General features: G+C 44.8%; 21 protein-coding genes and 1 riboswitch. Of the genes, 5 read left to right on the top strand and 16 right to left on the bottom strand.

Going from position 1 to position 26,347, the window contains the following annotated elements; all coding sequences use genetic code 11:
- The 13 genes from AC0VYI_RS07590 to AC0VYI_RS07530 form a co-directional block, all read right to left on the bottom strand.
- Positions 1-645, bottom strand: a complete 645-nt coding sequence (locus AC0VYI_RS07590) for a 3-keto-L-gulonate-6-phosphate decarboxylase UlaD (RefSeq protein ID WP_475448398.1) — start codon at positions 643-645, stop codon at positions 1-3.
- Positions 638-2,131, bottom strand: coding sequence for an FGGY-family carbohydrate kinase (locus tag AC0VYI_RS07585; protein WP_475448396.1), 1,494 nt, complete (start codon positions 2,129-2,131; stop codon positions 638-640). Before AC0VYI_RS07585 ends, AC0VYI_RS07590 begins: the two co-directional genes overlap by 8 nt.
- Before the next feature lie 10 nt (positions 2,132-2,141).
- Positions 2,142-2,837, bottom strand: a complete 696-nt coding sequence (locus tag AC0VYI_RS07580; RefSeq protein ID WP_475448394.1) for an L-ribulose-5-phosphate 4-epimerase — start codon at positions 2,835-2,837, stop codon at positions 2,142-2,144.
- 98 nt (positions 2,838-2,935) lie between these two features.
- On the bottom strand, positions 2,936-3,931 hold the full coding sequence (locus AC0VYI_RS07575) for a DctP family TRAP transporter solute-binding subunit (protein ID WP_475448393.1): 996 nt from the start codon (positions 3,929-3,931) through the stop codon (positions 2,936-2,938).
- Positions 3,932-3,949: 18 nt separating this feature from the next.
- Entirely contained in the window at positions 3,950-5,230 is a 1,281-nt protein-coding gene (locus tag AC0VYI_RS07570; protein ID WP_475448391.1) for a TRAP transporter large permease subunit, read from the bottom strand.
- Positions 5,227-5,709 carry a TRAP transporter small permease gene (locus AC0VYI_RS07565; protein ID WP_475448389.1) on the bottom strand — a complete coding sequence of 161 codons (483 nt, stop codon included), beginning with the start codon at positions 5,707-5,709 and terminating at the stop codon, positions 5,227-5,229. Before AC0VYI_RS07565 ends, AC0VYI_RS07570 begins: the two co-directional genes overlap by 4 nt.
- Positions 5,710-5,736: 27 nt before the next feature.
- Positions 5,737-6,744, bottom strand: coding sequence for a 3-dehydro-L-gulonate 2-dehydrogenase (yiaK, locus tag AC0VYI_RS07560; protein WP_475448388.1), 1,008 nt, complete (start codon positions 6,742-6,744; stop codon positions 5,737-5,739).
- 369 nt (positions 6,745-7,113) lie between these two features.
- Positions 7,114-8,370: a sirohydrochlorin chelatase gene (locus tag AC0VYI_RS07555; protein ID WP_475449800.1), complete on the bottom strand. Its 1,257-nt coding sequence runs from the start codon at positions 8,368-8,370 to the stop codon at positions 7,114-7,116.
- Between the two features lie 81 nt (positions 8,371-8,451).
- Positions 8,452-12,336 (bottom strand): cobaltochelatase subunit CobN, encoded by a 3,885-nt coding sequence (cobN, locus tag AC0VYI_RS07550; protein WP_475449798.1) that lies wholly within the window; start codon positions 12,334-12,336, stop codon positions 8,452-8,454.
- Positions 12,337-12,651: 315 nt separating this feature from the next.
- Positions 12,652-13,734 (bottom strand): cobalamin biosynthesis protein CobW, encoded by a 1,083-nt coding sequence (gene cobW / locus AC0VYI_RS07545; protein WP_475448386.1) that lies wholly within the window; start codon positions 13,732-13,734, stop codon positions 12,652-12,654.
- A gap of 15 nt (positions 13,735-13,749) precedes the next feature.
- The gene (gene cobM, locus AC0VYI_RS07540) at positions 13,750-14,529 is read right to left on the bottom strand and encodes a precorrin-4 C(11)-methyltransferase (RefSeq protein ID WP_199476175.1); all 780 of its coding nucleotides are present in this window, start codon (positions 14,527-14,529) and stop codon (positions 13,750-13,752) included.
- A gap of 28 nt (positions 14,530-14,557) precedes the next feature.
- Positions 14,558-15,334 carry a precorrin-3B C(17)-methyltransferase gene (cobJ, locus tag AC0VYI_RS07535; protein ID WP_475448384.1) on the bottom strand — a complete coding sequence of 259 codons (777 nt, stop codon included), beginning with the start codon at positions 15,332-15,334 and terminating at the stop codon, positions 14,558-14,560.
- A 282-nt stretch (positions 15,335-15,616) separates the two neighbouring features.
- Positions 15,617-15,976: an MliC family protein gene (locus AC0VYI_RS07530; RefSeq protein WP_199476173.1), complete on the bottom strand. Its 360-nt coding sequence runs from the start codon at positions 15,974-15,976 to the stop codon at positions 15,617-15,619.
- A gap of 360 nt (positions 15,977-16,336) precedes the next feature.
- A riboswitch (FMN riboswitch) is annotated at positions 16,337-16,499 on the top strand.
- A gap of 142 nt (positions 16,500-16,641) precedes the next feature.
- Between AC0VYI_RS07530 and AC0VYI_RS07525 the strand changes: the two genes are divergently transcribed.
- Together AC0VYI_RS07525 and cfa are read left to right on the top strand one after the other, a co-directional pair.
- Positions 16,642-17,139, top strand: a complete 498-nt coding sequence (locus AC0VYI_RS07525; RefSeq protein ID WP_475448382.1) for a 6,7-dimethyl-8-ribityllumazine synthase — start codon at positions 16,642-16,644, stop codon at positions 17,137-17,139.
- A gap of 374 nt (positions 17,140-17,513) precedes the next feature.
- Positions 17,514-18,731, top strand: coding sequence for a cyclopropane fatty acyl phospholipid synthase (gene cfa, locus AC0VYI_RS07520; RefSeq protein WP_475448380.1), 1,218 nt, complete (start codon positions 17,514-17,516; stop codon positions 18,729-18,731).
- Positions 18,732-18,868: 137 nt separating this feature from the next.
- On the opposite strand, the gene AC0VYI_RS07515 is transcribed toward cfa, so the two are convergent.
- From AC0VYI_RS07515 to AC0VYI_RS07505, 3 genes are all read right to left on the bottom strand, one after another.
- Positions 18,869-20,056 carry a leucine-rich repeat-containing protein kinase family protein gene (locus AC0VYI_RS07515; RefSeq protein ID WP_475448378.1) on the bottom strand — a complete coding sequence of 396 codons (1,188 nt, stop codon included), beginning with the start codon at positions 20,054-20,056 and terminating at the stop codon, positions 18,869-18,871.
- A gap of 107 nt (positions 20,057-20,163) precedes the next feature.
- Positions 20,164-20,538, bottom strand: coding sequence for a DUF1304 domain-containing protein (locus AC0VYI_RS07510; protein WP_475448376.1), 375 nt, complete (start codon positions 20,536-20,538; stop codon positions 20,164-20,166).
- A 147-nt stretch (positions 20,539-20,685) separates the two neighbouring features.
- The gene (locus tag AC0VYI_RS07505) at positions 20,686-22,869 is read right to left on the bottom strand and encodes a malate synthase G (RefSeq protein ID WP_475448374.1); all 2,184 of its coding nucleotides are present in this window, start codon (positions 22,867-22,869) and stop codon (positions 20,686-20,688) included.
- 556 nt (positions 22,870-23,425) lie between these two features.
- Here AC0VYI_RS07505 and pstS point away from each other — a divergent pair.
- The 3 genes from pstS to pstA are packed head-to-tail and all read left to right on the top strand — an operon-like array spanning position 23,426 to position 26,335.
- Positions 23,426-24,475: a phosphate ABC transporter substrate-binding protein PstS gene (gene pstS, locus AC0VYI_RS07500; RefSeq protein WP_199476167.1), complete on the top strand. Its 1,050-nt coding sequence runs from the start codon at positions 23,426-23,428 to the stop codon at positions 24,473-24,475.
- An 18-nt stretch (positions 24,476-24,493) separates the two neighbouring features.
- Complete coding sequence (gene pstC / locus AC0VYI_RS07495) at positions 24,494-25,480, top strand: phosphate ABC transporter permease subunit PstC (protein ID WP_475448372.1); 987 nt, start codon at positions 24,494-24,496, stop codon at positions 25,478-25,480.
- Between the two features lie 9 nt (positions 25,481-25,489).
- Entirely contained in the window at positions 25,490-26,335 is an 846-nt protein-coding gene (gene pstA / locus AC0VYI_RS07490; RefSeq protein WP_325097280.1) for a phosphate ABC transporter permease PstA, read from the top strand.
- Positions 26,336-26,347: the final 12 nt, after the last annotated feature.

Below are 26,347 nucleotides of genomic sequence, written 5' to 3'. Positions count from 1 at the left end.
CTACCAGAATTTAGATATTTCATTATGAAATGAACCTGCAACAACCAAGCCTTCATCGCTCGCTAATGCTCGACCAGCAATAAAGGCTTTTACTTTAATGTGTTTGAATAAAGATAAGTCTGCGGGCTCAATTCCACCTGTAATGGATAACTCAATACCAATATCTGAGAGCTGCTGCATTTTGTTAAGATCTTGATCTGTCCAGCTAACGCCTGCAAGTTCTGCGTCTCGAGAACGATGATAAATGGCTTGAGTTACCCCCATATCATACCATGCTCTGGCGTCCTCTAAGGTCCAATGACCGTATAGCTCTATTTGAATATCACCCTGATGTTGATCTGCTATTTTTTTCGCAGCCCTGATGGTTTCAATGTGTGCTGCAGCGCTGACGGTTACCCAATTAGCTCCCGCTTCTAATGCCAACTTTGTTAAAATGGCACTGGCATCGGTCACTTTCATGTCACACACAATAATGTGATTCGGGTACTTTTTACGCATTTTTGCCACGCAGCTCATGCCTTCGGCAAACGCTAAGATAGTGCCGACTTCAATCACGTCTAATTGCTCAGCAACACGCGAGACGGACTCAAAAGCGGTGTCTATATCGGTTGAGTCCAATGCCATTTGCAATAATGGTTTAGTCATATTTTTGCTCCTCAAATGCTTTAAAAAAGGCGACAAGCTGCAAATAACGACGATATTTTCGCTGGTATTGTTCGTAGTGAGACGTGTTAGGATGGAAGCGCTTTATATCGACGTGCATTGCCTTAAAACCCGCTTGAATAGACGGGTATTCACCCGCACCGGCCATGGCAACCAAAGCGGCACCAAGAGAGCCTGTTTCCTCTATGCAAGGAATTTCAATCGACATTCCAGTAAGATCCGCAAGCATTTGCATCCATACATTTGATACCGTTGACCCACCTGCAACTCGAAGGGAGGTAGCATCAGGAAAACGCACTCGCATTCGGTCTAAATGCACATTGTGACAAAATAAAATGCCTTCCCAGATTGCTTGAATCAATTGCCCTTTTGAATGGTGCGCCTGCAACCCATAAAAACCTGCTTTTAGACCCAGCCCCATATTCGATCCATACAAAAAGGGAACAAAAAACAAATCACTGCTTGCTGGTTCTAAAGCAGCCACTAATGCTTCATTTTCTTGATGGTTAAACTCACCGTTTTGGCCCAAATAATCGACAAACCATTCATAATTGCCTGCTGATGTGGGACTGGCTTCGTGAATAATATATTGTCCATCAACCACATAATGACCATAGACATAGCGGTAATCTAAAGGCGGAATATTATCTGCAATGCCGGAAGTAACGGACCAGGTTCCCATCACATAATTAAGTGAATTCGCACTATCATCGATGCCTGAACAAACGGCTGTTGACACCACATCAAATAGTCCACCAAATACCTGCGTCCCCGCTTTTAAACCTGTTTCACGAGCTATTTCTGGCGTAACATAACCCGCTAACTGATCAGGTTTTATAATAGGAGGGAGAGCGGAAAACACCTCATCAATTCCAAATAAGGCCAGTAGTTCAGCATCATAATTTCCTGTATTGGCATTGAAGAAATTGCTTTCAGAGATATTGGTTAACTCAGCGTACACCTCACCAGTTAATCGAAAACGAATATAATCGTGAGCCATTAATATGGCACCGATTTGATCGTAATTTTCCGGTTCATAGTCTTTTAGCCAACGAACAATGGAAACTGGATGACCTGTCCATAAGGTTTGTAGAGTAAGCGGATAAATCTTTTCAGGAAGCTTTTCCGCCTGCCATCTTTTCACGATATCAAGAGATCGAGAATCGGAAGACAAGATACCATTTCGTAAATTACGGTGATTCTTATCAAGTAAATACACCCCCTTACCTTGTGCGGAAATGCTAATACCTTTGATGTCATCAACATTAATATCTGTTGCCGTTAATAGTTTTGAAATAGCCGCCTTAGCATCATCCCATAAGGCATCTAAATCTCGCTCAACCCATCCCTGCTTACTATTAATAACTTTCGCAGACACCTTTGCTATAGCAATTTGATGACCAGAACGGTCCAATAAGGCAGCCTTCATAAAGGTTCCACCAGAGTCCAATCCAATAAAATAGTTCATCTCTGACTTCCTACGATTTCTGGCCGTAATAGGCATTTTTGCCATGTTTACGCAGGTAATGCTTATCCAGTAATTCCTCTTGGACTTTCACTCCGATATTTAAGGAGCGAGTTGCGATGGCCATGGCTGACACTTCCTCTAACACAACGGCGTTATGAACCGCATCAAACGCGTCTTTTCCCCACGAAAAAGGCGCATGACCAGAAACAACCGCACCAGGAATGGCGGCGGCATCAAGGTTTCTTTTAGTGAACTCTTCAATAAGAACAAGCCCCGTATTTTTCTCATAATCATGAGCAATTTCAGCCGCTGAGAGCTGACGAGTACAAGGAATATCACCGTAAAAATAATCAGCATGCGTTGTTCCCAATGCGGGTATATCCAGCCCCGCCTGAGCCCAAACTGTCGCATGTCGGGAATGAGTGTGGACAATGCCACCAATACTATGGAACGCTTTATACAACTCAATGTGAGTTTGTGTATCACTGGAAGGATTTAGATGCCCTTCCACTTGCTTACCATCGAGATCAACAATAACAATGTCATCGACAGTCATTTTCGAATACTCTACACCCGATGGCTTAATCGCAATAATGCCTTTATCACGATCTATCTCAGACACGTTACCCCAGGTAAAAGTGACTAAACCATATTCAGGAAGCTTTAAATTGGCCTTTAAAACCCGCTCTTTTAATGCTTGATACATAATGATTCCCTCACGAAAATCGATTCTTGACGCTCAATAAGATACAAGATCAAATACAGGGCTTAATTAAGATGTTTCCCATCAAACCCCGCACTTTTTTATTGTTTTGATGCTGCTAAAATTTCGTTCACCATTTTGTCACCGTATTGCTTAATAAAGGCATTCCAAACGGGCTTGACTGCCTTTCTAAATGCCGCAGTATCGACATCACGATTGACTTTCATACCATTCGCTTCTAACTCGGCAATCATTTTGGCCTCTTTATCAACACTTAACTTACGTTGCATAGCAATCGCATCTTTTGCAGCACTCATAATAATTTTTTGATTTTTAGGGCTTAAGCTATTGAATTTATTTAAGTTCATCGCAAAAACCAATGGTGAATACGCATGCTGAGTAAGACTTAAATACTTTTGAACTTCATAAAGCTTATAAGAAAGGGTTACTGGAATAGGTTGATCTTGAGCATTCACAACATTTGTTTCTAATGCATTATAAAGCTCGGATGCGGGAATTTGAGTTGGGTTAGCCCCTAAAAGAGCAAACATATCATTCAATGCTTTAGAACCATTCACTCGCATTCTCAATCCCTTAAGATCGCTCGGTTCACGAATGGGGCCTCGATTATTGGTAATATTTCGATAACCGTTTTCAGGATAACCAAGCCCTTTAATACCAAACTGCTCCATACTTTTTAAAACAGATTGCCCCACTTTTCCGTCCAGAACTTTATAGGCGGTTTTTCGATTAGGAAACATAAATGGTAGGGTAAAAGCAGAAGACTCTGGTAGTAGTCCAGAATAATTATTCAAACCGACAATGGAAAAGGCAATAACGCCTAATCGAGTTTCCTGAATCAGTTGAGAATCGGTACCAAGTTGACCATGAGGGAATATATTAACTTTAATATCACCATGACTACGACTTTCAACTTCTTTTTTAAAGTAAAGAGACATTGTTTGTTGCAGATCTGACTTAGGCGCTGAATGAGCCAATTTAAACGTTATATCCGCCATCGAATTACTAGAAAAAACAGTTAATGTCATCAATGAAACAACACTCAAATATTTCAAACAAGATTTAATTATTTTCATTATTTTCTCCTTTTGATTTCAACCAACAATTAACTTCATTGGAATAGTTATAATTCCAGGAAATACAATAAATAGTATAAGTAACAATACATAGGCTCCTATAAAGGGAAGTACGCCTTTTAAGGAAGCAGACATTGGCACCCGAGAGACCCCACAAACAACATTTAAAACATTACCAACGGGGGGAGTAATGAGACCTATGGAAGTATTAATAACAAACATTAATCCGAAATACACAGGATCAATACCTGCCAATTTAATAACCGGCATAAGTAATGGCACCAGAATCAAGATACTTGGGCTTAAATCCATCACCATGCCAACTAAAAAAGCCAGCAGCATAATAACGGCCATTAATAAACGTGGACTGCCGACAAGTGGTGTCAGTAATTCGGCAAGCTGTTGAGGCAATTGGGCAACGGTAATTAACCAAGCAGCCACCATCGCGCAACCAACAAGGAACATTACCATGGCTGTTGATCGTGCAGCTCGGCCAAGCACCAGATACAGCTTGCGGAATGTCAATTCACGATAGACAAAAGTAGAAATGAAAATGGCATAAACGGCTGCTACCGCAGCGGCTTCTGTAGGAGTGAATACTCCAAAACGAATACCGCCTAATATAATAATGGGTAAAAAAAGTGCCCAAATCCCTTCTTTAAGGGCAGCTAACTTCTCTTGTTTAGATGCTTTCACCTCCACCTTTAGATTTTCTTTTCTTACTAAGAAAAACCACATTAGAAGTAACGTCCCACCCATAATAAAACCAGGGACAATCCCGCCAATAAATAAGTTTTTAATGGATATGCCACCAGCAACACCAATTAAAATTAAAGGAATTGAAGGAGGAATAACGGGAGCAATAATTCCGCCAGAAGCAAGCAATCCAATAGACGATCCTTCAGGGTATTTTGCGCCTTTCATCATAGGGTAGAGAATGCTCACAAGTGCTGCAGCATCCGCAACGGCGGAGCCAGATAACCCCGCTAATAAAATAGATGTTAGAATAGCAACATAACCTAAACCACCTTTACGATGACCAACAAACGCATTGGCGAGACGCACGATTCTTATAGACAAGCCACCGATTGACATCACCTCACCAGCAACTAAAAAGAAAGGAATCGCCAAGAGAGTAAAACTATCCACACCACTAATAAGAGCATTAGATAAAATATCAGCACTAAAAAGATTCATATGAAGCATAAGTGCCATGGAGGATAATAAGAGTGCAAATGACACAGGGAGCCCTAGTAAAATCGAGCCAATAAGCACCACAAGAAAAATGGTCAGCGTCATTCTTGATCCTCCCTATCCATTAACCAATGAGGGTTGAATATCCGCACCAAAGAAATTAACGCAATTAATAACCCAGAGATCACACCAGCCAAAGCAAATAAGGCGGTAGGAAGACCCGTAAGAGGAGAGATGTTGTCCCAATTTGCCATCGTTTGATTGAAAGCACCAAAGAACAACATGCCTGATGAAATAAATATAACGACCCAAATTAGGCGATTAAGAATCGGCACAGCGCTCGGAAAAAATCGCTCAGAAAATTCTGCAATGGCAAGGTGCTCACCGCGACGTAAAACAACGGCAGCACCGAGTAAAACAATCCAAACCAAACACAGTCTAGAAAGCTCTACCGAGGCTCTAAGTCCTGATGAAAAACCATAACGAAGAACCACATTGGTAAATACTAAAACAATCATAGAAGCGAGAATCACGGTAATAATCACATCTATGCATTGCCACATCCATTTAATTATTTTTATCATGGTGAAAGCCTCTGGAAACTCGTTTTATCAACTCAGCAATGCTTGGATTTGCTCCCAAATTTGCTCATGAATCTCAATACCGCCTGCTTCTCTGTGTTTCTCTATGTACCTTTCAATACTGCTACCAGCAATCTGCACGGTACCGGATTCTGCAGGTTCAGACGCCAAGACATATTCTCTAATCCGTTTCATTTCTGCTGAAAACTGGGAAGCGTCGATGGTTTTACTAAGGTCTATGGCAATAAGAAATTGAGACACGCCAAACTCCCCCCCCATATCTTCAGTAAGCGCAGGGACGGAATGTCCGCCAGTAATAGCGGTTAGCATCATGTCTAAAACAATCGACATGGAAGAGCCTTTCCAGAACCCCATGGGCAAAATGCGTTTGTTTTTCCACAACACATGTGGATCTTTCGTTAACTCACCAGCATTATCGAAACCACCAATCACTGGCAGCTCTTTATCTGCTAAGACATAGTTCTGAAGTTGACCATAGGAATATTGAGACATAGAGCAATCGACAAGAACGGGGGGGTCTCCGGCAATCGCCATAATAAGAGGGTTAGTCCCTAAGCGATGATCTTTCCCCCCCCATGCAGGCATGACAGCCGTGGAGTTGGTGGCGGCAATACCAGCAAACCCTTCACGGGCCATTCGCAGCACATAAGAACCACCACGCATCCAGTGATTTGAATGACGCATTCCTACCATGCCAATACCGTACTGGCGAGCAAGCTCCATAGCACGATCTGCACAAATTAAACCGTTCAAAACCCCCGGACCGTAATGACAATCCCATTGTTCTAAAGCCCCCATACTATTCACACATTCAGGCGTTTCATTGAGTTTAATTTGGCCTTTATCTACCTGAGATATAAAAACAGGGAATCGATTAATACCATGGGAATAAATACCTTCATTTGCCATTTCTACAAAACCTTCAGCAAGACGCACTGCTGACTCAGGTTGCATTCCTCTCGCTAACAAAATGCTCTTGTAAGTATCAGTAAGCTTCTCTATAGAAATTATTGGCATATCAACGTCCTTAACCTTATAAAATTCCGTATTATGGAATTTGTTGTTGTTATAATTCCATATAATGGCACTATATTTTATTGATGTGAAGCCTGTTTGAAAAATAATCAAAAAATAAAACGTCAAAACGCGCGCGCAATCCTGTTCACTAAGCGCTAATCGAAAGATGAAGTCAGAAAAAAACGAGTCACGATAACGGGTTAAAGAAAAGATGAATTGATAGGACGCTCAGGGGGAAAAAATGTTCGATATTGGCAATTTTTTATTCGAAAGGAATGAAGGGCTGTGCTTTTTGTGCATTTTATCTCAAAAAAAACCAGCTCATAGGCTGGTTTTTCGTGTTTAAATAAGCGTTTTTCGCTAGCAGGATCAACGGTGAGCAAAAGCCGTTTTGCTGCAATCTCCGTCGATTTTGTTTTTCTCTTCTTCCAAAATCTCATCGGTAAACTGACTCATAAAACAGCAACAAATCCCTTCGCCAATCATGGTACGTGGCCCCATTGGGTGACCAATGTGCTTATAGACACCATGGCTGTGACCATGTGAGTGATCGTGGGAATGCCCATGAGAGTGATCATGACTATGAGAATGGTCGTGTGCGTGGCTGTGTGAGTGACCGTGACCATGAGAATGGTCGTGATGTTTGAGTAACACTGAGTGCTTTTTCTCCGAGTGATCCAAGGACTGAACTAAGTTAGTAAAGTGCTTAGTATCGAACTCCGATGGACCTTGGGTGTCATCTTGTGGATCAACAAATTCTGCATGGTGATGGTGGATATCTACTTCCCCGGCGGCAAGGCGGCGTTTAAAGGAGCTCATCAGCGTTTCTTCACCCGTTTGTAATTCCCCTTGCATGATCTCTTCCACACGATGTTGGAATGCATCAATGACTTTCGTATGGTCACTTAAATAATGGGCTTGAACGAAGGCGATCTCAGGGTTTGCTTCGGCGACTTTGTTCACATAGCCTTGAATCCGTTTGATCAAGCGGCCAGTAAACAGGAAGTATGGTGCCACGACAATACGCTTAAAACCCAATTTCAGTAGCTTCTCAAGACCCACTCCGACAGAGGGATAAGTTACGCCAGAATAGACGGTATCCGCCCAACCAAACCCCATGTTTTCATTGACAATACGCGTTAATTTAGCTGCTTCAGCATTGGCAGAGGTATCAGACGTACCGCGTCCGACCACCACCAGCATAGTGTCATAAAGATTTTCGGGCGGGTTTTCTGGGTCCAAGCACAGGGATTCATAAATACGTGCTTGAAATGCCTCGATCATGTCGTCCTGCAGCCCTAATTCACGGCCATAGGTTATTTTTAAACCTGGGTGCTTTTCTTCGTAGGTTGTCAGAACGGAAGGAATATCGTTTTTGGCGTGCGTTGCGGCGAACAACATGCCCGGTATGGCATAGATTTCTTCGACACCTTGATTCACCAAACTGTCTAAGCCCATATGAATATTCGGTGCAGAAAATTCCAGAAAGCCATATTCCACCGGAATATCAGGGTATCGCGCTTTAAGTCCCTTTGCTACAAGGCCAAACTCACGTTCAGCGTCTTTATCTCGACTGCCGTGACCACAAATCATAATGCCCTTTTTGGCCTGTTTTTTATTACTCATCATTTCTCTCTACTTTATTCATCTCAGCTAGTGGTAGTCTAAATCCACCCAGCAAGGTTACAAGAGATCTTCTGCCCAAGATCACTGACGTTGTTCTTGTTGCTGATCTAGATCAAGCAACAAGGATTGAATTTTTTCCTGGTATTCCTCAGCGTTCTGCCACATACCACGCTGTATCGCCTCTAACAAACGCTCGCCCATTTCCTCAAGCGCATGGGGGTTATTATCGCGCATAAAGGCTTGATTGTCCGGATCAAGCAATAATCGATCGGTCACCTGCTCATATTGGTAATCCGCTACTAGATCGGTTGTTGCATCGTAGGCGAATAAATAATCCACCGTGGCAGTCATTTCAAAGGCGCCTTTGTAGCCATGGGTTTGCATAGCGTTAATCCATTTTGGGTTCAGCACCCGAGAGCGCACCACTCGATTGAGCTCTTCTTTCAAAGTACGAATTTTGGGTGAACTGGGGTTAGAATGATCACTGTGATACACACTGGGGGCTTCCCCACGAAACGTGGTCACCGCGTTGGTCATCCCCCCTTGAAACTGATAATAATCATCCGAATCGAGAATATCGTGCTCACGATTATCCTGATTTTGCACCACCACATCCAACTGAGACAAACGCTCAACAAACGCTTCTTTCGCTTCTACCCCTTCGCCCTGGACCTTAATACCATGATTATCACTATCTTTATCAGTGCCATCACTATAGGAACCATAAGCATAGCCGCCCCAGTTCACATAGGCTTCCGCAAGATCCGCTTTGGTATCCCAACATCGCTCGTCAATCAAACCTTGCAACCCCGCACCATAAGCCCCAGGTTTGCTACCAAAAACACGGTAAGTGGCCTGACGATTGGCTTGCCCGTCACTCATGCCTTGAGCAAGTAACTTGCTTTTACGTGCTTGCACATTAGCACGAATTACATTCCCCGTTCCGGGCTCTTCAAACTCCGCAATGGCTTGCACCGCCGCATCATACAGCCGCATCACATTAGCAAAGGCATCACGGAAAAAACCGGATACCCTCAAGGTCACATCAACCCTAGGTCGACCGAGTTGCATGCAGGATAGAATCTCAAAATCGGTCACACGGTTCGACCCTGGTGCCCAAATAGGACGAACGCCCATTAGGGCAAAGGCTTGAGCGATATCATCCCCACCGGTTCGCATGGTGGCGGTTCCCCATACGGACAAACCCAAGTCTTTCGGGTAATCACCATGCTCTTGCAAATGTCGCTGGATTAAAGCTTCGGCCGATTGCTGACCGATTGCCCACGCTGCTGGGGAGGGAATCGCCCGATTGTCCACTGAGAAGAAGTTACGCCCCGTTGGCAACGTATCCAGACGACCTCGGGTTGGTGCGCCACTTGGTCCAGGAGGAATAAAACCACCAGCTAAACCAGTCAATAAGGCCTGTATTTCATCATGGGCACTTTGTCGCAACGCCTCCAGCAGACGCTGTTTACTGTGGACCAATAACACCGCTGTTTGCGGTAGTCTTGTGGCCAATTCATCTACCGATTCATCACCGATGACGTAACTCAACACTAACGCTTTAGCCAATAGCTCTAAACGCTCTTTCGTATCGGCATGGGTTCGCCAAGTCGATTGGCTCACTGATTCTAACAGTTCAGGCCGATTACCTAACCATAGTGCGCGCTCACTTTTCATTGGATCAAATCCGTCTTGCTCCAGTGATAAGTCGCTTACCAACCCATGAAGAATTCCTTGACTGGTCATATCGCTGCCCCGCGGTAAACGCAACAAGGCCACTAAGGTATCGGCTAATTTATCGGCTTCTGGTAATTCACCTAAGCGGTGCAAACCATGGCGAATTTGCGCCTCTTTGATGTCACATAAATAGGTGTCTAACCCTTCCAAGACCGAATCATCATTGCTGGCTTCAACCCCAACAAGCTCTTCCAATAAATGGGACTCTTGAACTTTGTTGAGGATCTGTTCGCGTAGCCAGGTTTCTCGGCGTATGTCCATGCCCATGGCTTGGTAATATTCGTCGACGAGATTTTCCAGCTCCGCCATGTCTCCATAGGTTTCAGAGCGGGTCATGGGCGGCATCAGGTGATCAATAATCACCGCTTGTGCGCGTCGTTTGGCTTGCGCGCCCTCTCCTGGATCGTTCACGATAAAAGGATAAAAATGCGGCATAGGGCCAAGGGCGATATCCGGCCAGCAAGACGCCGACAAAGCCGTGCCTTTGCCCGGTAACCATTCAAGGTTGCCGTGTTTACCTACGTGTACAAACGCGTCCACTTGATAAACGTGACGCAGCCAAAAATAGAACGCCAAATAACTATGGGGGGGAATCAAATCGGGATCATGATAATTCGCAGCGATATCCAAGTTAAACCCTCGGGCGGGCTGAATCCCCACAAAGGTTTCCCCTAAGCGAATGCCCGCCAACATAATGCGACGTTGGCCATTTTGTTCGCGGCATTTATGATCGTCTTCTGGTGGCCCCCAGCGATCCCAAACGGCATGCTGGCACTCTAATGGCAGTTGATAGAAATATTGTAAATAGTCTTCTAAGGCGAGGCTTTGCCAGCAGCCTCGTTCGTGCAAGGTATTGGGATTATTGGTCACCGCGCCAAGCAATTCTTCAATCAAGGCATTACCGTGAGCGGGAATATTCTCAATCGGATACCCGGCACTCTCTAGCGCTTTTAATAAATTGACTGCCGAGGCGGGCGTATCCAAGCCCACCCCATTACCAATACGTCCATCTTTGGTGGGGTAATTGGCTAACACAAAGGCAATGCGTTTTTGATGATTGGGTTTGCAGGCCAAATGAGTAAAGCGCTTGGCAAGCTGAGCGACAAAACGCGCACGTTCTTGGTGTAATTCATAACGCACCAAATCCACTTGGGCGATGTCGTTGTAATGACTTAAGGCTTTAAAGCTGACCGTACGCGTAATAATGCGTCCATCCATTTCTGGCAAAACGATTTGCATGGCCACATCTCGACTGCGCAAACCTTGGGTTTGTGCTTGCCAATCCTCTTCGGTGCTGCCTGACAGAATCAATTGCAACACCGGAATGGGAGCAGCAAAGGCCGATTGAAAATCCGTCGGCTCTGAAGCCAGATCGGGACTGCCGACGCGATTGGCCGCAAAGCCTGTGGTGTTTAGAATCACCTTGGCTTGAGTGCGTTCTACTAGCGACTCGATCAAGCCCACTGGCACATCGTCTTTTAAAGAGCTAACCGCTACGGCCAACGGCACCAACCCTTCTTGCTCTAAGACATCAATCAAGCCATCAAACATAGCGGTATTACCACTTTGTAAATGGGATCGATAGAAAGCTACGATAACAACAGGACGTTCCTCTGCCAAACCGTCAGCATAGTGGCGATGCCATTGCAAAAAGCCAGACGCACTGCCCCCATGATAAATCAACGCATTGGGTAAAGGGGCTGGTTCTTGCCATGGATAAGATCGATCAAAATAACGATCCGCGAGGAAATACAATAATTGCTGAGAGTTGCTTTGGCCGCTTTCACGCAGATAGCGCCACACCCGGTGACCGTCTTCTGGTTGCGCGGTGGAAGCCTTCATTAAAGAAGGATCTTGCGCATCATCCCCTGGCACAACAATTAAGGTTCGGCCACTTTTGGCGTGTGACCAGTCCTGTAAACGCTGAAAACCATAGGCCCAGTAATGCTCGCCGCCGAGCAATGACACCACAACGACTTTCGCGTGATCAAGTACCTTGTGTTCGTATAAATCGTACGCAGCAGGTTTCACCAACTGCATCCAATTGGCAAGGCGAACCGAAGGTAAGGGCGCCTCCTGAGCAGACAATTGCTCCAAGGCACTGCCAAGCGCACCGAGCACACTATCTGCAGCGGCCAGGATCACTAAGTCGGCAGGAGTTTGCCCAAGATCGACAATCCCTTCATCGTCAACAAAGCCCCCTGGTTTGGCTGCTAATAAGTGCACTCTTTCTCCAATTGCTTTCTTGTACTCACTCGTTTTCCCGCGAAGGCGGGAATCCTGTAGTGGCATAGTTTTTTCATTACGAGCTTGGCACCGCCCTCTTAACCCCTCCCCCTCCCCTTATCAAGGGGAGGGAATGAGAAGCCTCACTACCTAGCTTCTCCCCCTTAGCAAATAGGGGAATAAGAAGCCTCGCTACCTAGCTGCTCCCCCTTAGCAAATAGGGGAATGAGAAGCCTCGCTACCTAGCTTCTCCCCCTTAGCAAGGGTGGGTATATCTAGCTCCTCCCCCTTTTCAAGGGGGAGGCTGGGAGGGGGTTAAGCGCTCATCGCATCATGCAAAATATTCTCAATGCGCTCTTTTTCAATACCTTTGCCAATAAACACCAACTGCGTTTTACGCACTTCTTCCGGTTGCCATAGACGATCAAAATAACGATCCAAACGAGTACCAACGGCTTGAAACACTTGGCGCATTGGCTTGCCATGAACGGCTGCAAAGCCTTTTACACGGAAGATGTTGTACTCTTCAATAAGTTGCGTCAGCGTGTCTTGCAATAGGTCTGACGACACTTCACCAAGGGACACCACAAATGAATCAAAATGATCGTGGGCATGATCATGATGCTTGCCATGAGCGTGATGATGATCATGATGATTATGCACGTCATCAATGCGACTCTCGGTGGCAGCATCGATACCCAATAACATATCCAATGCCGCTTCGCCGTTTTCGATGTAGACCGTTTTTACCGTTGTTGGTACTTCATGGGCGATAATGGCCTGCACGCGAGCACGCTCTTCATCGTTCAGTAAATCGTTTTTACTGACCACCACCAAGTCAGCAGCACTCAGCTGGTCATCCAATAACTCTTGTAAACTTGGGTCATGGTCTAAGCTGTCGTCTGCTTGGCGCTGTGCTTGTACTTTTTCTTCGTCATGGGCAAAACGCCCTGCCGCAACGGCGGGACCATCGACGACGGTAATAACCGCATCGACCGTACAATGTTCTTTAATACCCGGCCAGTTAAACGCTTGAACCAAAGGTTTGGGTAACGCTAAGCCACTGGTTTCAATCAGGATATGATCAATATCACCACGGCGAGCAACAAGCTGCTCCATAACGGGAAGAAACTCTTCTTCTACCGTACAGCAAATACAGCCATTGGCTAATTCGTAAAAACCATCATCGCTACGCTGGCCACCCTCTTCCACCCCCTCAGGGCAGTCCAGAGGACAAGAGCGAAGCAGATCGGAATCGATGTCCAACTCTCCAAACTCATTGACAATCACCGCAATGCGTTTGCCTGCGGCTTGCTTTAATACATTCGATAATAGTGTTGTTTTACCACTGCCCAAAAAGCCAGTCACAATGGTTGTTGGGATTTTATTGAGCTGCATAAGGAATCCTTGCTGTTATTTTTTAGGGTCACGTTGACGGTGAATTTTTCGAAAAATGTGTGCCTGGCCTTTATCGTAAAGGTAAGAGTCGGCAAAGTCGTCAGTATCTAACACATGGCCCACTAAGATAAGACTGGTTCGAGTAAATTTTTTCTCACGCACTTTCACTACGATATCCGCTAAGGTGCCCACCACATAATCTTGGTCTGGCCAACTGGTGCGATAACACACGGCCACAGGACAATCCGCCCCATAGTGGGGAAGCAGTTCTTCAACGATTTTATGGATACGCGTCACCCCAAGATGAATGGCTAAGGTGGCCCCACTTTGTGCTAAAGCGGGCAATCTTTCACGTTCCGGAAACGGCGTTTTGCCTTCATAGCGCGTCATAATAACGGTTTGAGAAACACCCGATAAGGTTAACTCTTTGCGAAGCAACGCCGCCGAGGCTGCCACGGCGCTGACCCCTGGGATGACATCATAATCAATGCCTAAGGCTTCAAGACGGCGAATTTGCTCACCAATTGCCCCATACAAAGCGGGATCACCAGATTGTAAGCGGGCCACATCTTTGCCTTCTTTGGCGGCTTGTTCGATGACGGCAGTGGTTTCATCCAGATTCATTTGTGCCGTATCATAAATCGCTTCGGCGCTGCCACGTACGCTGTCAATCACTTGTGTGGGAATCAAAGAGCCCGCGTAGAGAATAATCGGACAGCGCTCAATGGTTTTGACGGCTTTTACCGTCATCAAATCTGGGTCGCCTGGGCCTGCGCCAATAAAGTAAACCGTCATGTATTTCCCTTATTATCTTTTCACCAGCTTAAAGCTTCTTAGAATAGCCGCGAGGTGTGTATATCCAATGTTTCTCACCATTGACGATGTGTTTGGAGTCAGAATTTCCGACGCTGACCATGGTAAACATATCCACGTCTTTGGCATCCAGTTCGCCCAAGGTGGTAAAGGTAATCTCTTCTTCAGGGCGTGTTAATTGACGGCCAATCATCACAGGCGTGCTCGCGGGACGGTACTTCAGTAACACATCGCGGGCGTAGTTTAATTGCCAATCGCGTTTTTTTGAAACGGGGTTGTAGAAAGACACAACAAAATCACCCGCACCACAAGCATGCAAGCGCTTATCGATGGTTTCCCAAGGGGTGAGTAAGTCTGATAATGAAATCGTGCAGAAATCGTGCCCCAGCATCGCGCCTACGCGGCTGGCTCCCGCCTGCATAGCGGAAATGCCTGGGATGACTTCAATGTCCACGTCCAGCCATTCAGGATGGTTCTCTTTGCCCTGCAGTTGCCAATCCAGCAATTCAAATACCAAGGTCGCCATGGCATAAATACCAATATCGCCACTGGAAATTAATGCGGTATTTTTACCTTGCGCGGCCAGATCCAGCGCCAAACGCGCCCGTCCAATTTCTTCACCTAACGGCAAATTATGAAACGTTTTACCCGCGCTCAGCTCACCTAATAAATCCAAATAATAACCGTAAGCCACCCAATCACTGCATGCGGATAGCGCTTTTGTAGCATTGGGAGCAACCAAACCAAGGTCACCAGGCCCCATGCCCATTACAAATAATTTGCTCATTACATCTCTTCGTTATCGTCAAGCACACTTCACTACCACACGCACTCTATCAATAAGCGCCCTTAGAGCACGGAGCGCTTGTGTAACTGAGTGAAACCCAAGGGTAAATAGGACATATTGTACACCTGATGGGGATGAGACGGGATGAAAAGACTCCGTTTTATCGTGAGAGATATTCAGGTAAGTAACGCCGACGAGGCGTCTACAACAAAGCACAACTGAATCGGACAAGCATGAGACAGCCAGCCGCTACTTAACAGCAGAAAAAAGGTTAACGTCGAATTAAGATTCGACGCGAATAAGTTGGCATTTCACTTCTTTAAGATCGTCAATTTCGATGGCGGCTTTATTTTTCTCAGACCAAAAAGACACATCTTCTCCCAAATAGTAGGCGCCGGAAGCACTGATCGCTTGAGTTAAGTGATAATGTTTGTTTTTCCAATTCAACAGTGCTTCTTCACCATGAAATTGAATTTCCATAGGCTCCCCTTCACAAAGATAATGGACGACATTCGTCTGGGTATCGATCTGAGACACCTCATTATCCTTCACTTGCTTAGGTGGTGGCGTACTGCACGCCGTTAGCCCCAACATTAAACACACCATCATACTGTTGCGTATCGAAAACACCTTGATTCGCATAGAGACTCCGCTCATATTCTTTGGCTCACGTGTTCATGGCCACTCATAAAATCCTGCAGTTTGGTATATGCCAAACTCCCTGTTTACTGTGTATTAAAGCCCATCTTAAGCTTACTGGACAAGTATCCTGTCAGGTAAGCTGATTGCTAACGTCGATTTTATCGACTGTCACTAACACAGAACAAATTATAGCTGACCAAGAGGTTAACCACTACAACATAGCGTTTATTTACAGTACATATCTGCCTTCTACGGACACAGGAAATGTCAAACAAAGTGGATAGATCAACATTTTTACCATCAATCTCTTTGCAAAAAACCATGAAATCCGTATATTCTCAGGTACCCGGATGTATCCGGTTTCGTTCTCGGGGCGGGGTGCAATTCCCCACCGGCGGTATAGAGACAATCTAAGCCCGCGAGCGCTCAGTATTTGTTATGTTTATCATAGACAATACTGAGGTCAGCAGATCTGGTGAGACTCCAGAGCCGACGGTAATAGTCCGGATGATAGAGAGCGCGTCAGACAAAGTTTATATAGTCAATGTATACTTGGATCTACTCAGTAGAATCCAACCGCAACTATTGTTATTAGAGATAGCTCATTGTATGAGTTATTTGTCTGTCCGTTCGCCCTGATTCACTCGTTTTTAGGAAAGTAAAAAATGAATCAGAGCTCAACGAATGTCGTAGACTTCAATCCAGCAAAGCAACGTATTGCCTTCATCCATGCTTCTTGGCATAGCGACATCGTTTTAAAATGCCTTGAAGGCTTTAAAACAGAAATGGCCGTCCGTGGTTATAACCTAGACAACATTGATATTATCCCTGTGCCAGGTGCCTATGAAATCCCGCTACAAGCCAAATTATTAGCCAAAAGTGGTCAGTATGCCGCAATCGCTGGCAGCGCCTTAGTGGTGGATGGTGGTATTTATCGCCACGATTTTGTCGCTCAAACGGTCTGTAGCGCTTTAATGCAAGTCCAACTTGAAACAGAAGTTCCTGTCTTAACAGCGGTGTTAACACCCCATCATTTCCATGAACATGATGAACACTCTAACTACTACAAACAGCATTTTGTTAAAAAAGGTGTCGAACTGGCTAATGCGTGCGATGAGACCATCAAACTCACCGCCACAGCAAAGCAGTCTCTAAGCGCGTAAAGCAAATAGATAGAAGCAACTAGACAGTCCCTTCACCCATAGCGCATTTGTCTGTACAAATGCGCTATTTTTCACAACAAGAACCGTACCCTCCCTCGAAAACACCTCTTTTATTTATTCAAATTTTATGCTTTCGTGCAATTAGAAAGGATTTTAAATAAATCGTAAAGATGCCATTTTGGCAGTATAAAAGAAGATCCCTGCTTTTAGCTTGCTTTTTTCGCCATTTATTAACATTTTTCAACTTGATAAGATTTACCAATAATCTTAATAGTATTCTTGAGTCTAGGCTTTATTTTTCAAAAGATTATTATCTAAGAGATTGTTTCCGATTTATATAAAACCATATCAGTCAGTATGATAAGGAGATTTAAATGGGTGCCACAACAGAACAGCTCAACGAAGAAAGCACAATGTCACATAGCAGTGAGAGCATCGAACAAACGCTACATTCTTCCACGAAAGCTTCTTTTTCCTCTCCTGTTGAACGATGGATGGCCACCAACCTTGCAAAAGCAGGCATTATCATTAATGGGCCAAACCCTTGGGATCCGCAAGTACATAACACAGCCCTTTGGGACAGAGTCATACGTCAGGGGTCTCTCGGTCTAGGTGAAGCCTATGTAGATGGCTGGTGGGATTGCGAGCAAGTTGATGAGTTTATTTCTCGCATCATCAGCGCCAAATTAAATGAGCAAGTCACAGGACGCTGGGTCGTGTTACGTCACTGGCTTATGGCCACCCTGTTCAATCGACAATCCGAGAAAAGAGCCTATCAAGTTGGCGAGCAGCACTACGATGCTGGCAACGACTTATATCAAGCTATGCTGGATCCAACAATGGCCTATTCATGCGGGTATTGGCATGAAGCGAAGACTCTACATGAAGCACAATTAAATAAGTTGCGCTTAATCTGTGAAAAAGCACAGCTTAAACAAGGCGAATCGGTTCTTGAGATTGGCTGTGGCTGGGGGAGCTTTGCCGAGATAGCAGCCAAAGAATATGGCGTTAGTGTAACTGGTGTGACCATTTCGAAAGAGCAAAAGAAATTAGCGGATGAACGCTGTAAAGGCCTGCCCGTCGATATCGAACTAAAAGATTATCGCAGCATGGAGGGCCAGTATGACAAACTGGTTTCCATTGGTATGTTCGAACACGTGGGCCCAAAAAACTACGATACTTACATGAGCACAGCCCATCGTTTAATGAAAGAAGATGGCACATTTGTACTTCACACCATAGGCAGCGATCAAAGCAAAAATGGCACCGACCCCTGGATCGATAAATACATCTTCCGCAATGGTGTGATTCCATCTTTGAAACAAATCAGCGAATCAGTAGAGCCGTACTTTGTTATTGAAGATGTACACAATTTCGGACCCGATTACGATAAAACCTTAATGGCATGGCATCAGAATTTTGCCGCTGCTTGGCCTGAACTGAAAGACCAGTACAATGAACGCTTCTATCGTATGTGGTCCTACTATTTAAAAATTTGTGCCGGTGCTTTCAGAAGTCGCTCTTTACAGTTGTATCAAGTTGTCCTAAGAAAACGCTTGGATAGATTACCTCGCTATCACAGTGTTCGCTAATAGCATACTTTGTATAAAACAATCCCTGTATAAAACAAATAGAATAAGCCATATGCAGATATCACTCATAGAACAGACAGCCTAACGAATTATTATTCGTTGGATGTCTGAGTCTATCGTTATTAAGTCATCTTAGCTCACACTACCAACGACAACATATCCTCAATAAAGAAATCCAAAGAACGTTGCTCGATACGCTCAATGCCTTTTTGCTGATGCTCAGGCAGGTTGGCGTATTTAGAGGCCGCACCAAAATCACCAAATAAGATATGTCCTTCTGCATTGATCAAGACATTATGTGCATATAAATCCCCGTGGGAGACTTTCTTTTGCTTGAAATGCGACACCAAACTTTGCATCTGCCCAATAATAGAATCGACCGTGGCTTTGGAAAACGCCTGACCTTGGGTAAAAGTGTCTCGAGTACAAGACGCCAAACTCGGAGGTTGCCCTAAGTTAACATAATCGCTCGGAATCAGATCCATAACCAAAGCCGAGCAAGCAGCTTCACGTATTTTTGCCAGTGGCCGGACAAGATTGTCATGGGCACCAACGGACAAACAAGCATCCAGCTCATCTTCCGGGTAACCATCGCTCGTGACCTCTCCTTTAAAAACTTTCACCGCCACCGTGTCAGCAAAGAGAAATGGATTATGACGCCAAGACGCTTGCCATATCATCCCCGAGGCGCCCTGCCCCAATAAATTATGCAGAACAACATCGTCATAGGCGACCGTCTTAAACTCATCATGTGTGTCTCTATCGGCGCAAAATGGATTACCAGAAAAGGCCAACCACGCTAAACGAGGCAGAGTAAGCAATACTTCTGGAAACGCGGTCAGTTGATTCGCAGACAAACGAATCAACTCCAGGTTATGACAATTTTCCAAAGAATCAGGCAGTGATGTTAAACGATTACCCGCCAATGCCAGCTTTTGTAGACGAGACAATTCACCCATGCATTCAGGCAAGGCTTCAATACAATTGTCGGTTAAAATCAACCAACGAGTTATCTTGGGTAACGAACGGGCAGGAACCTCAACGATCTTGTTGTGTTTAAAGCCAATCATCTCCAACTTTTCGCATTGTCCAAGCACATCAGGCAAACGCGTAAACAGATTGTTTGAGCAGAAAAGCACACGCAACTGCGTTAAACGGTGGAGATCCCCAGGCAGTTCGCTAAGCTGATTACCAGAAAGATCCAATATTTCCAGACTGTCAGCTAGGTCATAAATCGCCTCAGGAAAGTCCGTTAAATTAGCACTAAGCTGAAGGCGGGTAACGCCTTTTAGTTCGCCACTATTCAGTTGTTCTAGCGTATGCAAGAGAGAGCTCCATTAAAAATTTTCGCCATTATAGCGACTTCTTGTTAATCGAGCGACGCTTGTCTCCTTTACCATCCCTGTCAGCCGCTAAAACAGCTAAAAGAGACTCAACTTAACAGGACCAACACCAATGCCACGGCCCCTGGCAATCCCTGAACAAAGAGTATTTTTTTACTTGATGTGATCGCACCAAACACACCCGCCACCACCACGCACGATAGGAAGAAAATCTGAATGGCTTGACCCTGTGCAACCGCTTGCTCGAAGGTCGTTAAGATTAGCCCCCAAATAAGGCCCGCCGCTAAAAAGCCATTGTACAAACCTTGATTGGCCGCCATGACTTTTGTTGCTTGCGCAAACTCTTTTTTCAGCCCGAAGACCTTCATCCCTTTTGGTTTGTCCCATAAAGCCATCTCTAACACCAAGATATAAATATGTAACAAAGCAATCAACGCGGTCGCAATGCTGGCAATAACAAGCATAAAAAATCCTTTTCCAAAGGTTAAAAATTTACTGTAGAGCAAACTTGCACATGAATCACGCTTTTACATAAGGTTCAAGCCAAGAAAAAGCGAACCACTTGGGTTCGCTTTTAGGGGTTTCTTTTCTAGTGTTTAGAAAAATGAGCGTTATGCAGCTGATTGAGTCGCTTTTTTCGCGATACGGTAAGCATGCAACAAGGGTTCAGTGTAACCAGATGGCTGCTCTTTGCCTTTGAATATCAGATCACACGCCGCCGTAAAGGCAATGCCACTGTAGCTAGGTGCCATGGACTCATAGAGCGGATCATCCGCATTCTGCTCATCCACAATCTTCGCCATACGCTTTAATGACGACATCACTTGATCACGACTGCACATACCATGCTCTAACCAATTGGCAATGTGTTGCGAGGAAATACGCAAGGTGGCTCGATCTTCCATTAGCGCCACATTATTAATATCCGGCACTTTGGAGCAGCCGACACCTTGATCTATCCAGCGCACCACATAGCCTAAAATGCCTTGAACATTGTTATCCAGTTCCGCCTCAATCTCAGCAGAGGATAAAGCGCCAGGATTCGTCATAATAGGCAGCGTTAAGATATCGTCTAAGCTGGCTCGCTCTCTGCTCATTAACGCTTGTTGTCGAGCGCGCACATCCACCGTGTGGTAGTGGGTGGCGTGCAAAATAGCACCATTAGGAGAAGGCACCCAAGCTGTATTCGCCCCAGACATTGGATGAGCAACTTTCTGCTCTAACATGGCCGCCATTTCATCCGGCATGGCCCACATACCTTTACCAATTTGCGCTTTACCAGACAAACCACATTCAAGGCCAATATCGACATTCCAATCTTCATAGGCTTTAATCCAGGCTTGCTGCTTCATCACCGTTTTAGGAACAAAAGGACCCGCTAGCATAGAAGTATGAATTTCATCCCCCGTGCGATCCAAAAAGCCGGTATTAATAAAGACTACTCGATCTTTCGCAGCACGAATACACTCTTTCAAATTGACGGTCGTCCGTCGCTCCTCATCCATGATACCGATTTTTAAGGTATTACGTTTCAGCTGCAACACGCTTTCAATGCGCGCAAATAATTCAACCGCAAAGGCCACTTCTTCTGGTCCATGCATTTTCGGTTTAACAATATTGATACTACCGGAACGACTGTTTTTGTGAGTGGTATTGCCATTTAAATCATGCATTGCTGCAAAAGCCGTGATAAAGCCATCCATTATGCCTTCTGGAATCTCATTACCTTCTTTATCCAAAATGGCAGAGCTTGTCATTAAGTGACCCACATTACGAATAAACAGCAAACTACGACCAGGTAACGTGATCGTCTCGCCTTCTTGTATGGCTTTGTAGGTGCGATCAGGATGCAAACGACGAACCATCGTCTGACCATTTTTTTCAAAGCGCTCTTCTAAAGAACCATTCATCAACCCAAGCCAATTGCGGTACACCTCTACTTTGTCTTCGGCATCAACCGCGGCAATGGAGTCTTCACAGTCCATAATGGTGGTCACAGCGGCTTCGATTAATAAATCTTTGACGCCCGCTTTATCCGTTTGACCGATCGGCGATGTTCCATCAATTTGGATCTCAATGTGCAACCCATTATTTTTCAATAAAATCGCACTTGGCTGATTTGCCTCACCTTGGTAGCCAACGCATTTTTCGGGTGATACAAGGCTCGCGGTTTCCCCCGAAGCCAACACCGCTTCTAACTGACCACCGACGATTTTATAAGACGTGACGTCCCCATGACGACCAAGCTTAAGAGGAGCAGCTTGATCTAATAATTGACGACCAAAGGCAATGACTTTCTCACCACGGATCGGGTTGTAGGCTTTGGTAATCTCTGCGCCCTCGTCTTCTGAGATGGCATCCGTACCATAGAGAGCATCATATAAACTTCCCCAGCGAGCATTGGCAGCATTTAAAGCAAAACGTGCATTCTTAACAGGAACAACCAATTGTGGACCCGCTTGCTCAGCAATCTCTTGATCTACCCCTTGCGTGGTAATCGTAAAATCTGCTCCTTCTGGTAATAAATAGCCGATCTCTTTTAAAAACTGCCGATACGCCTCGGCATCATGCTCTTCTTCTCGATGGGAAAGATACCAATGATCAAGCTGTGATTGCAGATCATCACGCTTAGCCAACAAGGCTTTATTTTTCGGAGCTAACTCATAAATCGCCTCTTCAAAGCCTTGCCAAAACTGCACTGGGTCAATGCCTGTCTCTGGAGCAATCTCGTCATTGACTAAACGCCACAGATTCTCATCAACCTGCAGGCTACCTTGCTGAACTCGCTGCGTCATAACCCTCTCCTTTATTTATTTTTTAAACCGTTTTGGTTTGATCAAGTTGTATCAGTTTATATCTAACTGAAACATTTGTAACGGACTAATCATTGCCTAGACGCATCATTATCCCACTAAGATAGAATCAAAAAAGCCCGTATTGTGACAAAAAAACTTTGCAACATAACAGCACACTGACTTGCATTTTTTTTACACTTTTATGCAAAGATAGCGAAAATCTTCCTTTAAAAAGTAAATACCACACGACAAATAAAAAATAATCACTTAAAAATCAAAAAGTTAAAAAATCATCATTGCCAATTTAGCCCTTCTTAAAAGCGCCTCAGTAATGTGCAAATAGCAAGATCACGAAAATTTTTTCTCTCAATCGGACACTATATGACAATTCGGTCATGAAACTGTCACAAAAGAAATCCATTATTTATCACCAGGACGGCAACTCAAGAAGACTCGCGTCCTTGGATAAATAAAGCTATTAGGACAAGCCGCCAAATGATGGCTGCAATGTTAGTTCTCGAATGACAATTTGAAACGATTTTAGGAGATAACTCTGATGAAACGCATTATTGCAAGTCTAGCTGTTTGTGCAGCGGCAAGCGCAATCACGGCAACGTCTGCTTTCGCTGCTGACCAAATTACTGGTGCTGGCGCAACCTTCCCATACCCTGTTTACTCAAAATGGGCTCAAGCTTATAACGAAGAAACAGGTGTTCAGCTAAACTATCAAGCAATCGGTTCTGGCGGTGGTATCAAGCAAATCAAAGCAAACACCGTAGACTTTGGTGCATCAGACAAACCTCTTACTCCAAAAGAGCTTGATAAAGCGGGTTTAATGCAGTTCCCAACGGTTATGGGTGGCATCGTGCCAATCCTTAACGTTAAGGGCATCAAACCAGGCGAACTTGTTCTTGATGGCAAAACCATTGCTAACATCTACCTAGGTAAAATCAAGCGTTGGAACAACAAAGAAATCCAAGCGCTTAACCCAGGCGTAAAACTTCCTGATAGCCGCATTTCTGTTGTTCACCGTGCAGATGGTTCTGGTACGACTTTCAACTTCACTTACTACCTAGCTGATGTATCTCCAGCTTGGAAAAAAGACGTAGGTGTTGATGCCTCTGTTCAGTGGCCAGTAGGTACTGGTGGTAAAGGTAACCAAGGTGTTTCTAACTACGTATCTCAGTTGAAAAACTCTATCGGTTACGTTGAGTATGCTTATGCTCTACAAAACAAATTGACTTACGCTCGCATGAAAAACAAAGATGGTAAAATCGTTTCTCCTGCGATGGAAAACTTCCAAGCAGCTGCCGCTGGTGCAGACTGGAAACATGCTAAAGGCTTCTACCTAATTCTAGCAAACCAACCTGGTGCTAAGAGCTGGCCGATGACCGCTGCAACCTTTATCTTACTTCATAAAGATGTTAAAAACCCTGACGCAACGAAAGCCGTGTTAAAATTCTTTGACTGGGCATACAAAAACGGTGACCAAGCGGCCGCTAAACTTGACTATGTTCCATTCCCTGCTAGCGTGAAAACATTGATTCGCGATGCTTGGAAAAAAGATCTAAAAGCTGACGGTCACTCTGTCTACATGGGCTCTTAATACATGAGTAATACCAACATGACGCTCGTAAATAATCGTACGAAAGCGCATGCCGAGACCGCTGGTGAATTCCAGCGGCCTCCACGTTTTCTAAACGGCGAAGCCTTTAACAAAACATTTAAATGGCTTTCTATTGGCGCTGCCTTATTCATTCTAATGATTTTAGGCGGCTTCTTTGTGTCTTTAACCATTGGTGCGTGGCCAGCCTTAAAACAGTTTGGTATTGGTTTTATTTGGACCTCCTCCTGGAACCCTGTTACCGAAAAATTTGGTGCCTTACCCGCCATTGCTGGTACACTCATCACCTCCGCTATTGCCATCATAATAGCTGTACCCTTGGCCTTTGCCATTGCCATTTATATTACTCAATTAGCGCCTAAATGGTTACGTCACCCTTTAGGCATTGCCATTGAATTGTTAGCCGCCATTCCTAGTATTATTTATGGTATGTGGGGACTGTTTTACTTTGCCCCGATGTTTGCAGACTACGTTCAAGGCCCGATCATTAATTTGTTTGAGAATGTGCCGATACTGTCCACCATTTTTCAAGGTCCTGCCATTGGCATCGGCATGGCAACAGCGGGCATTGTACTGGCCATAATGATTCTTCCCTTTATTGCCTCTGTTATGCGCGATGTTATTGATACCGTACCTAAGCGACTAAAAGAAAGTGGCTTTGCCATTGGTGCAACAGATTGGGAAGTGACTAAAGCGATTATTATTCCGCACTGTCGTACTGGTTTGGCAGGGTCTATTTTCCTAGGATTAGGCCGTGCATTAGGTGAAACCATGGCGGTTACCTTTATTATTGGTAACGCGAACCGTATTACGGCTTCCATTTTTGCGCCAGGTAACACCATAGCCTCGACCATTGCCAATGAATTCCAAGAAGCCTATACAGAAATCCATTCATCTTCTTTGATGGCACTTGGTCTATTGTTGTTTATTATCACTTTCATCGTGCTGGCCATTGCTCGTATGATGCTTAATCGAATTTCAACCTAGGAGTTGACCGTGAACGCAGTCGTTAGACGTCGTCATTTTGCCAACCTCGTATCTCGTATGCTAATTCTTGCGGCCACGTTATTCGTGCTCGCGTTTTTAGTTTGGATTTGTGGTGTTCTTCTTTATGAAGGGTTTTCCGCCTTTAAACCCACATTATTCACCGAAATGACGCCTCCTCCAGGAGAATCTGGCGGTTTAGCCAACGCCATTGTTGGTAGTTTAATGTTGGTAGGGGTTGCCATGCTTGTTTCTACGCCTATTGGCTTACTGGCTGGAACCTATTTAAATGAATATGGCAAAGGCACTTGGTTAGCTTCTGTCGTTCGCTTTGTGAATGACGTTTTATTAGCAAAACCCTCCATTCTTGCTGGCCTTTTTGTTTACGAAATCATCGTAGCCCCGATGGGAGGATTCTCTGGTTGGGCCGGTTCTGCTGCGCTTGCCATCATCGCGATTCCTGTTGTGGTACGTACCACAGAAGACATGATGAATTTAGTCCCTAACAGTATGCGAGAAGCCGCTTATGCATTGGGTGCAAGCCGCTCACGAGTTATTCTAAGTGTGAGCTATCGTGCGGCACGAGTGGGTATTACAACTGGGGTGATCTTGGCTGTAGCTCGTATCTCTGGTGAAACAGCACCACTCTTGTTTACGTCGCTAAACAACCAGTTCTGGTCTACGGATATGTCACATTCTATTGCTAACTTACCGGTAATGATCTTCCAGTTTGCAATGAACCCATACCCTGATTGGCAAGCTCTTGCTTGGGCTGGCGCATTGTTGATCACGCTGACGATCCTTGTTCTATCCATTATTTCGCGCGTGTTTTTACGCTCAGCAAACTCACAACATTAATTGTGGAAGTGA

Source organism: Marinomonas sp. 63XJN7_9_ISO-PGPR-S23-217 (assembly GCF_056173515.1).
Note: the sequence above shows the minus strand (reverse complement) of the source record. Positions and strands in the feature narration are given on the sequence as shown.